General features: G+C 57.8%; 7 protein-coding genes and 1 pseudogene. All 8 read left to right on the top strand.

Annotation, left to right across the window (positions count from 1 at the left end):
* Nucleotides 1-780 precede the first annotated feature (780 nt).
* Nucleotides 781-2,523, top strand: a complete 1,743-nt coding sequence (ilvB, locus tag VAE57_RS02100; RefSeq protein ID WP_322820262.1) for a biosynthetic-type acetolactate synthase large subunit — start codon at nt 781-783, stop codon at nt 2,521-2,523.
* A gap of 38 nt (nt 2,524-2,561) precedes the next feature.
* Nucleotides 2,562-3,101, top strand: coding sequence for an acetolactate synthase small subunit (gene ilvN / locus VAE57_RS02095; RefSeq protein WP_322820261.1), 540 nt, complete (start codon nt 2,562-2,564; stop codon nt 3,099-3,101).
* A 97-nt stretch (nt 3,102-3,198) separates the two neighbouring features.
* Nucleotides 3,199-4,221: a ketol-acid reductoisomerase gene (gene ilvC, locus VAE57_RS02090; RefSeq protein WP_416208421.1), complete on the top strand. Its 1,023-nt coding sequence runs from the start codon at nt 3,199-3,201 to the stop codon at nt 4,219-4,221.
* A 73-nt stretch (nt 4,222-4,294) separates the two neighbouring features.
* Nucleotides 4,295-6,001, top strand: a complete 1,707-nt coding sequence (locus VAE57_RS02085) for a 2-isopropylmalate synthase (RefSeq protein ID WP_322820259.1) — start codon at nt 4,295-4,297, stop codon at nt 5,999-6,001.
* 122 nt (nt 6,002-6,123) lie between these two features.
* A complete protein-coding gene (pheA, locus tag VAE57_RS02080) occupies nt 6,124-6,978 on the top strand; it encodes a prephenate dehydratase (RefSeq protein ID WP_012256077.1) in 855 nt (284 codons plus the stop codon).
* Nucleotides 6,979-7,002: 24 nt separating this feature from the next.
* Nucleotides 7,003-8,427 (top strand): 3-isopropylmalate dehydratase large subunit, encoded by a 1,425-nt coding sequence (gene leuC, locus VAE57_RS02075; protein ID WP_322820258.1) that lies wholly within the window; start codon nt 7,003-7,005, stop codon nt 8,425-8,427.
* 11 nt (nt 8,428-8,438) lie between these two features.
* Nucleotides 8,439-9,044: a 3-isopropylmalate dehydratase small subunit gene (gene leuD, locus VAE57_RS02070; protein ID WP_322820257.1), complete on the top strand. Its 606-nt coding sequence runs from the start codon at nt 8,439-8,441 to the stop codon at nt 9,042-9,044.
* Nucleotides 9,045-9,598: 554 nt separating this feature from the next.
* Nucleotides 9,599-10,076: pseudogene (locus VAE57_RS02065) on the top strand (RNA helicase); the annotation flags it as partial.

The raw sequence follows: 10,076 nt of genomic DNA, 5'->3' as shown, positions 1-10,076 counted from the left end.
GCGGCAGCATGGCTGCCGCACTCCAAACGTTACGCCACGTGCATGACAGGCGAGTAAGGCACCTAATCCAATGAGTAAGGGCACTGGCGATGATCGTGAGCGCTCCTCGCTGCCACACCGGCAGCCTGGGAGCAGGATAGACTATCGTTTCCTGTGCAAGGGAAAGCCTGTGAGCCGATGCAGGAGGTTGAGGAAGATTCACGACGATCAGGTTCTGCCCGCCCTGTTGACAAACCCGACGCTCTATGGTATCCTCTTCGCGGATAGTCAATTCAGGTAAAAAGTACAAATCTATGGTCGCTCACTTTGTAAGCCTTATCCTTCTCGTATTCGTACTCCTCCTTAGCCTTATTGGCGGGTGGAGCAAACGTGTTTAGGGAGGGGAAGGACGCAAAGCCCCAGATCAGGATGCAAGACTGAACCTCCCGATGTTCGGGAGGTTTTTTAGTACCCGTGAGAGAATCAACGTGAAGCGGCTCAGCAAACACAACCTGCTCTTCTGGCAACGACAGGCATGGCAGCCGCAACTCGTTTTCGTGCCGGTAGCATCTCACCGGCATCTGGTATTCAATTCAGTTCACCGTCGCCTGCCGACGCATCGCTGCGCGTTCGGTTACTCACAGCGGAGTGAGTAGCGGCGTATTGCCCCATTGCTGTGGCTCGTCGGTTATAGACCTGGTCGTTTGGAACGGCATAGCGCAGGGTTGCGCTAATGACCGCTACCTATGGCTGTGTCTCAAAAGCTCGGTTACAGATTCATTGTGGACAGGAGTAAGTTCGATGACCAAACCTCTTACCGGCGCCCAGATTATGTGTGAAGCCCTCATCCGGGAGGGAGTCGAAGTGATGTTCGGCATTCCTGGCGGTGCCATCATGCCCTTCTACTACGCGATGTGGGACTATCGCGACCGGCTACGCCACGTGTTGTGTCGCCACGAGCAGGGAGCCGGTCATGCCGCAGAAGGGTATGCCCGCGCCACCGGCAAGATCGGGGTCTGTATCGGTACCAGTGGCCCCGGCGCGACCAATCTGGTCACGCCAATTGCCGATGCGATGATGGACAGTACGCCCTTGCTGGCAATTACCGGACAGGTCGGCAGTCATGTTCTCGGTAAGGATGCCTTCCAGGAGACGGACATTACCGGAATTACGATGCCGATTACCAAGCACAATTATCTGGTGAAGAATGTCGATGAGCTGGCCTATGTCTTCAAAGAGGCGATTTACATCGCAACAACCGGACGACCCGGCCCGGTGCTGATCGACATTACCAAGGACGCGATGCAGAAGACGACGGTACCGAATTGGGACGTCAAGCTCAATCTGCCCGGTTACAAGCCAACCTATCATGGAAACCGTCGTCAGATTCGGGAAGCGATTAAGCTGCTGATCAGCGCGAAGAAGCCGTTGATCATCGCCGGCCACGGCATCATCATGGCGGGTGCTCACCGCGAGCTGCAAGAGTTTGCCGAACGGTTGCGTATCCCGGTGATTACCACCCTGCACGGCATTGGTGCTATCCCCGAAAATCATCCGTTGAGTATTGGTATGCCGGGCATGCATGGCTGGGTGCATGTCAATCGCGCCATTCAGGAGTGTGACGTTCTCTTCAACATCGGCGGTCGCTTCGACGACCGGGTGACCGGTAAGGCCAGCACCTTTGCCCCCCACGCCCGTATCATTCACGTTGACATTGATCCCTCTGAAATCGGTAAGAACGTGCGAGTTGACGTGCCGATTGTCGGCGACGCCCGGCTGGTGTTGCAGGCTTTCCTGGAAGATTTGCCCCCGCCGAGCGAGCTGGCCGATCTGCACACGCATGCTTCGGACTGGATGGAGCACATCCGCGAGATGCAGGATAAGCACCAGGGCAAGCAGCAGTACAAGAACCGGGCCGCAATGGCAAATATGGCTTTGCCACCGCACGATGTCTACGAGGCGCTGAGCTGCACGCTGAACGCACGCGGCAACTATCGGGTGGTCACCGATGTCGGTCAGCACCAGATGTGGGCAGCCCAATTGATCGACTGGAACCACGGCCCACGCACGCATATTACATCGGGTGGTGCCGGGACGATGGGTTTTGCAGTGCCGGCAGCCATGGGAGTGGCAATCGCCTGCCCCAACGATACGGTCTGGGCCATTGTCGGCGACGGTGGCTTCCAGATGACCAATCAAGAGATGGCGACCATCGTGCAGGAAGGGTTGAAGAATGTCAAGATAGCCGTCATCAACAACGGGTATCTCGGTATGGTGCGGCAGTGGCAGGAGCTGTTCGAGCACAAGCGGTACAGCGGAACACCTCTCTCCGGCCCCGACTTTGCCAAACTGGCAGAAGCTTATGGCTGGAAGGGGCTGACCGTTGAACGCAGCGAGGATGTGCAGGATGCCATTGACGAAGCCCACGCTACCGATGGCCCAGTCCTGATCGATTTCCGGGTCGAGCGGGAGGTCAACGTCTTCCCGATGGTGCCCCAGAACAAGTCAATCGGCGAGATGATCTTGTCTGAGTCGCAGGCGTAGGGCGCAGATAACCTTGTAACATGAAGGAGTAGCAGACAATGAAGAAACATACCATCGTCGCCCTCGTGCAAGATCGACCCGGTGTGCTGAGCCGTGTGACCGGGTTGGTGCGCCGTCGCGGCTATAACATCGAGAGCCTGGCCGTTGGGCACAGCGAAACATCCGGCGTGAGCCGGCTAACGCTGGTTGTCGAGTCGGAAGATGTCGAGCAGGTGGTCAAGCAGCTCTACCGCCTGATCGAAGTGATCAAGGTAAGTGATGTAACCGACGATCCGACGGTTGAACGCGAAATGACCATGATCAAGCTGCACGCACCACCGGCAGTCCGCCACGAGATCATCTCGATGTGCAGCGTCTTTGGGGCGCGTATCGTCGATGTCGGCGCCAACACAATGATCGTCGAAATGACCGGTACGCCGGGCAAAGTCGAGAACTTCATCGAGGTAGTACGCCCCTATGGAATCAAAGAAATGATGCGCACCGGTCGCATCGCAATGGTACGTGGTGCTCGCGGCCACAATGCCGGCGAGTACGTTGAGCCGGCAACGAATGGCGCATCCGTACCGGTGCTCAATTAATCGTTAGCTACTGAGACGCCCGCTTTGGGCGTCTCAGTGGTTCTTACATCGTGCGCGATGCAGCGGGCATCGCATGAGAGTGAGGAATGAGAGAATCATGGCAGAACTGTACTACGACAATCAGGCCGATCTCAACCGCTTGAAAAACAAGCCGATTGCCATCATCGGCTTTGGCAGCCAGGGTCACGCCCATGCCCGTAACCTCGCCGACAGCGGCCTCGACGTGCGCGTCGGTCTTTACCCCGGCTCGAAGAGCTGGGCTAAGGTCGAAGCTGCCGGGTTGAAAGTAATGACGGTGGCCGAGGCTGCCCGCGAAGCGCAGATCGTGATGATCCTGACTCCTGACATCGGCCAGGCCGACCTCTACCGCGAGCATATTGCACCGGCAATGGAACCCGGTAAAACGCTTATGTTCGCGCACGGGTTCAATATTCGCTTTGGTCAGATCATCCCGCCCCAGGGTATCGATGTCAGTATGGTCGCGCCGAAAGCGCCCGGTCATCGAGTACGTGAGGTCTTTACGCAGGGCGGTGGCGTACCGGCACTGATTGCGGTTGAGCAAGATGCGACCGGAGGGGCTTTTGAAGATGCCCTCGCCTACGCCAAAGGACTTGGCTGCACCCGTGCCGGTGTGTTGCGCACAACCTTTGCCGAAGAGACCGAGACCGACCTCTTCGGGGAACAGGTGGTCTTGTGCGGCGGTGTGAGCGCGTTGGTTAAGGCCGCCTTCGAGACCCTGGTCGAGGCTGGCTATCAGCCAGAGGTTGCCTACTTCGAGTGTATGCACGAGCTGAAGCTGATCGTTGACCTCTTCTACCAGGGTGGTCTCAACTATATGCGCTACTCGGTCAGCGATACTGCTGAGTGGGGCGATTACACAGCAGGACCGAAGATCATTACCGATCAGACCCGTGCTGCCATGCGCCAGATTCTGGCCGATATCCAGAGCGGTGCCTTTGCCGAAGACTGGATCGATGAGAATCACAATGGCCGACCGCGCTTCAACGCTTACCGACAGGCTGATATTAACCATCCGATTGAGCAAATTGGTCGTGAGCTGCGCCGCATGATGCCTTTCGTCAACCCGTGCGAAGTCAAGCCGGGTGAAGGTGGCGCCTGAGAGTGAATTGCTATAGATCGTGGCCGGTAGTCGTTCCGGCCACGACCCAACACCACGTAACAGGAGGTACCCCATGAGCAACACCACTGAACCGAGTGTAGAGTACGTCCGAATCTTTGACACAACCCTGCGTGATGGTGAACAGGCTCCCGGCTGTACGATGACTCTGGAAGAGAAGCTGGAAGTTGCCCGCCAGTTGGCCCGGCTGCGGGTTGACATTATCGAGGCCGGTTTTCCGGCAGCTTCCCCCGGCGACTGGGCAGCCGTGCACGAAATTGCCCGCGAAATTGGTACTCCCGATGGCCCGATTATCGCTGCGCTGGCGCGTGCCAATCGCGACGACATCGACAAGGCGTGGAGCGCGATTCAGCCGGCAGCCAAAAAGCGTATTCATACGTTTATGTCAACTTCTGACATCCATCTGGAATATCAATTTCGCAAGACTCGTGCCGAAGCTCTAGTCCTGATTCACGAGATGGTCAGCTATGCACGCTCGCTGTGCGAAGATGTGGAATTCTCACCGATGGATGCCGGTCGTACCGATCCTCTCTTCCTGCGTGAAGCGGTAGCGGTTGCGGTGGCCGCCGGCGCAACGACGCTCAATATTCCTGATACGGTTGGGTACCTCACCCCTGACGAGTACGGGGCGATGATCCGTGATCTACGCGAGAATGTACCGGGCATCGAACGCTGTATCCTCTCGACCCACTGCCACGACGATCTGGGTATGGCGGTAGCCAACTCGCTGGCCGGCGTACGGGCAGGGGCGCGACAGGTCGAATGTACCATCAACGGCATCGGCGAACGGGCCGGTAACGCCTCACTCGAAGAAGTGGTGATGGCCCTGCACACTCGTCAGCAGTACTACGGCCTGCGCACTCGTGTCGAGACGCGCGAAATCGCTCGCACATCGCGCCTGGTGAGCAGCTTCATCGGCGTACCGGTACCGCCCAACAAGGCGATTGTTGGTGCCAATGCCTTCGCCCACGAGTCGGGCATTCACCAGGATGGCGTCTTGAAGTACCGGCAAACGTATGAGATTATGAGTGCCGAGACGATTGGCCTCGACAGCAATACCCTGGTGCTCGGCAAGCACTCTGGACGCCATGCCTTCCGCAAGTATCTGGCAGAGAAGGGCTACCAGCTCAACGAGGAAGAGTTCCAGCACGTCTTCGCCCGCTTCAAAGATTTGTGTGACCGCAAGAAGAAGGTTGATGACCGCGATATTGAGGCGCTGATCGCCGGTGAGATGCAGCATACACCTGAGCTGTACAAACTCGACCACGTGCAGTATGCGTCGGGTATCGGCATGATCCCCACAGCGACTGTGCGGCTGATCGGCCCCGATGGGCAGACCAGGATCGACAGTGCCCAGGGTACCGGCCCGGTTGATGCGGTCTATCAGGCGATTAACCGCATTATTCAGCGTCCGAACGAGTTGATCGAGTTCTCGATCAATGCGATCACCGAAGGGCTTGATGCAGTCGCTGAAGTGACCGTGCGTATTCGCGAACAGGGTGCACCAGCCCGCCTGAACGAGAGCAGCAGTACCGCAACCAGCCTGACCGGTCGCCGACCAGCACAGCAAATCTTTAGTGGGTACGGTGTACATACCGATACGATTGTGGCCGCTGCGCAAGCCTACATGGCGGCCCTCAACAAGATGCTGGCTGCCCGTCAGGAGCGAATCAAGGCAGAGGCAGTGGCGTATGCCGCCGGCTACAGCGGAGAAAGCGGGACACTACCGGTTGACATCTTCGGCGGTAGTACGCTTGGGTAGATGATCTTGTGCGATTCTGGAGGGAAGCGTATCCTTCCCTTCAGGATCGGTTAACCACGACACCGGGATGCCACAAGCATAACCTGGCGTCTTGCCTGCAACACACCTGCGTCAGTACACGTATGCAAACCATTGCCTATCTTGGCCCACCGGGAACCTTCAGCGAAGAAGCAGCGCTTGCCTACGCCGCAGGACGCGAGGCACGACTGCTACCGCTGGCCAGTATTCCGGCTGTGGTCACAGCCATTGAAACGGAAGCGGCCACCGTAGGGGTGTTGCCGATTGAAAACCTGTTGGAAGGCAGTGTCAGCTATACGCTTGATCTGCTGATCCACGAGACGAATTTGCAAATCGCCGGCGAGATTGTTGTGCCAATTCGCCAGTATCTCCTGGCTCGACCCGGTTTACAACTGAGCGATATTAAGGTGCTGTACGCGCATCCGCAATCTCTGGCCCAATGTCGGCGCTTTGTTGAGCGCTGCCTGCCCGGCGTAGCTACCGTCGCTTCGCTGAGTAATTCGGCAGCTCCCGCCGAGGCGATGGCCGATGAACGTCCGGCGGCGGCCATTGGCACACTGCGCGCAGCCGAACTGGTCGGTGCAACGATCCTGGCCCGTGAGATTGCCGATAGCCCACACAATGTCACACGCTTCATTGTGCTGGCCCGCGAGGATGCCCCACCTACCGGTGATGACAAAACCAGTTTCTGTTTTGGGTTCACCCGCGAGGATCGGCCCGGCAGTCTGGTAAGTGCTCTCCAGGAACTGGCCGTCGAAAATATTAATATGACGAAGCTCGAATCGCGCCCAACCCGTGCGATTCTCGGTCAATACATTTTTCTGGTTGACATCAATGGACACCGCCGCGAACCACACGTTGCCCGTGCTCTCGAACGCATTCGCCTGCATACAGGCATGCTGAAAATCTTTGGTAGCTATCCGCGTTGGCGTGGCGCTAACGGTAATCATGCGTCGTAGGTTGCGGCAAGGAGGAGAGCAAAGATGAATAAACCGCGCACCCTGTTTGAGAAAGTCTGGGAAGCACACCTGGTACGACCAGAAACCGCTGAAACGCCTGCTGTGCTCTACATCGATCTGCATCTCATTCACGAGGTAACCTCACCACAGGCGTTTACTGAATTACGCCAGCGCGGGCTGCGGGTTCGCCGACCCGATAAGACGCTGGCGACGATGGATCACAGCACACCGACAACGCCACGTAATCATCTGGGCATTATTCCCGTTGTTGATCCAATGGCAATCAGCCAGCTCGAACAATTACGCAAAAACTGTGCCGAGTTTGAGATTCCACTGTTTGAATTGGGTGACGAGAATCAGGGCATTGTGCACGTCATTGGGCCAGAGCAAGGATTGACGCAACCGGGAATGACAATCGTTTGTGGTGATAGTCATACCAGCACGCATGGCGCTTTTGGCGCGTTGGCATTCGGCATTGGCACATCGGAGGTCGGCCACGTGCTGGCAACCCAATGCCTGCTCCAACGCAAGCCCAAGACGTGTGCGGTACGAATCGATGGCCGGCTGGGGCCAGGGGTCACTGCCAAGGACATCATTCTGGCGTTGATCGCTAAATACGGCGTCGGCGGCGGTACGGGGTACGTTTTTGAGTACATGGGTGAAGCGATCCGTGCGCTGTCGATGGAAGAGCGGATGACGATCTGCAATATGAGCATCGAAGGCGGGGCACGAGCCGGTATGGTTGCGCCCGACGATACGACCTTCGAGTATATCGCTGGCCGCCCCTTTGCTCCGAAGGGCGCCGATTTCGAGGCCGCCGTGACACGCTGGCGAACACTCCCCAGTGACAAGGGAGCAACCTTCGATCACGAGTTAACCCTCTCGGCCAGTGAACTGAAACCAATGATCACTTATGGTACCAACCCCGGTATGGGCATTCCCATTGACGCCCCAGTTCCACGCCCGGAGGATATGCCCGATGCACGGAGCCGGGCAGCGCTCGACAAGGCGCTGGCGTACATGGGGCTTGAACCCGGCAAACCGCTCCTGGGCCACCCGGTTGATGTTGTCTTTATCGGTTCCTGCACCAACTCGCGCCTGTCAGATTTGCGACAGGCAGCCCAGTTTTTCCGTGACCGCAAGGTGGCCCCCGGCGTGCGGGTGATGGTAGTTCCCGGATCGCAGCAGGTCAAACGCGCTGCGGAGGCCGAAGGGTTAGATCGCATCTTCAAAGAAGCCGGTGCCGAATGGCGCGAAGCCGGTTGCAGCGCCTGTCTGGGTATGAACGACGACAAGGTGCCACCGGGTAAGTACGCAGTCAGCACCTCGAACCGCAACTTCGAGGGTCGGCAGGGGCCAGGAGCACGCACAATGCTGGCCAGTCCACTCACGGCAGCGGCGGCAGCTATCACAGGCGTGGTTACCGATCCACGCACGTTGTTGAACTAGAGGAGGCTCCCGTGGAACCGATTTCAACCATTACCGGCAAAGCCGTCGTGTTACCGGTGGAGAATATTGATACCGATCAGATCATTCCAGCCCGCTTCCTCAAAGTGACCGACCGCAGCGGTCTGGCCGCCGGTCTCTTCGAGGCGTGGCGCTACCAGGCAGACGGCACACCCAATCCCGATTTTCCGCTGAATCGACCGGAAGCTGCCGGGGCAACCATTCTGATCAGTGGGCGTAATTTTGGCTGTGGTAGCTCGCGCGAGCACGCTCCCTGGGCATTGCAGGATTATGGTTTCAAAGCTGTGCTGGCACCATCGTTCGCCGACATCTTTCGCAGTAATGCGCTCAAGATTGGCTTGCTACCAGTAACGATTGATCAGGCCGTCTACGATGAACTGATTGCCCGTTATGCGGTTGATCCACAGATGCATCTGACGATTGATCTGGCAGCGCAGACAGTGACGTTGCCGGATGGCCGACAGGTGCATTTTCCGATTGATGCATTTAGCAAATACTGCCTGCTGCATGGGGTCGATCAACTCGGTTTTCTGCTCCAACAGGAAGAGGCAATTATCGCTTACGAAGCCAGTCATCCGCAGCCGGTGACGACTCGCTGAGCACGGTGAGAAGATGCGGCTGATAGCAAGTCTTGACTAACACGATGCATTATTCGGGTTATCAGAACCATACTGGCGCATTTCAGGGTGTGACACCGGCGCATCGTTGGTGGGTCGGCACCGTCAACTTGATTCATGCGCAGTCGCGTTGCAATGCAGCGCCGGCATGATGCAGGCAAACCTGGTAGGCTGGTGTTGGGTTCACGTGCCTGGTGTGACACGCGCCCAACAGGGAGGGTGGTGGCTGCGGTAGGGGGCTGGGGCACGCCATAGACGGCGATCATTCATACCAACACTGGCGTCGAAAGGATCAGGTCGGTGTGGCGGAGGGGCGACGCATGCGTCGCCCCTCTTGGCGTCCAACACATCAGGTTCGGTGTCGCGTGATGGGCCGACACGCCATACCCCTCCGCCTGTCGTGTCTCTGGTATCCTGCGTGGGTCGTCGGTTCGGGCGGCAGGCACCACGTGGTTGGTAATGCACCGCTCATAATGATGTGTTACCATTCATAAAAATCAGGGATGTTTTTTACGTGATAGAGACGAGGATAGACGGTGCTGGCACTCGATGATCTGAAACCTGGCGTGACCATTCGCGGTATGCTACCCGATACGTCGGTCACAGTGGTGAGTGTGCAGTGGCACGGGACTGAGGCCGTGACGCTGGTGTATCGTGACCCCAGCGGGAAGGTAGCCGATCTGTTGCTGTTTCGCAGTGATGAGACGCGCCTGGAGCTGGTTGAGCAGGGACGACCCTGGCGGTTTGATGGTGATGGGGCGCTGTTTCGCCTGGTCGCCGAAGCGCATCGGATTCGGGTGGCCTATCTGTTCGATCCGCTGCTGGCCGTGCATACGTCGCTGGTTGAGCCGCTGCCGCACCAGATTGCCGCTGTCTATGAGACCATGGTGCCGCGCCAGCCGTTGCGCTTTTTGCTGGCCGATGACCCCGGCGCCGGGAAGACGATTATGGCCGGGTTGTTGATGAAGGAGTTGATCGCCCGCGGTGATGTGCAACGCTGTCTGGTTATCTGTC

This window comes from Chloroflexus sp., from assembly GCF_034434295.1.
Classification (GTDB): domain Bacteria; phylum Chloroflexota; class Chloroflexia; order Chloroflexales; family Chloroflexaceae; genus Chloroflexus.
This window is presented reverse-complemented; position numbering and strand designations above follow the sequence as displayed.

Excerpts from the sequence above, each read along its gene's own strand:
- ilvB (WP_322820262.1), top strand. The coding sequence starts at position 781 with ATGACCAAACCTCTTACCGGCGCCCAGATTATGTGTGAAGCCCTCATC.
- ilvC (WP_416208421.1), top strand. The coding sequence starts at position 3,199 with ATGGCAGAACTGTACTACGACAATCAGGCCGATCTCAACCGCTTGAAA.
- VAE57_RS02085 (WP_322820259.1), top strand. The coding sequence starts at position 4,295 with ATGAGCAACACCACTGAACCGAGTGTAGAGTACGTCCGAATCTTTGAC.
- ilvN (WP_322820261.1), top strand. The coding sequence starts at position 2,562 with ATGAAGAAACATACCATCGTCGCCCTCGTGCAAGATCGACCCGGTGTG.
- leuC (WP_322820258.1), top strand. The coding sequence starts at position 7,003 with ATGAATAAACCGCGCACCCTGTTTGAGAAAGTCTGGGAAGCACACCTG.
- pheA (WP_012256077.1), top strand. The coding sequence starts at position 6,124 with ATGCAAACCATTGCCTATCTTGGCCCACCGGGAACCTTCAGCGAAGAA.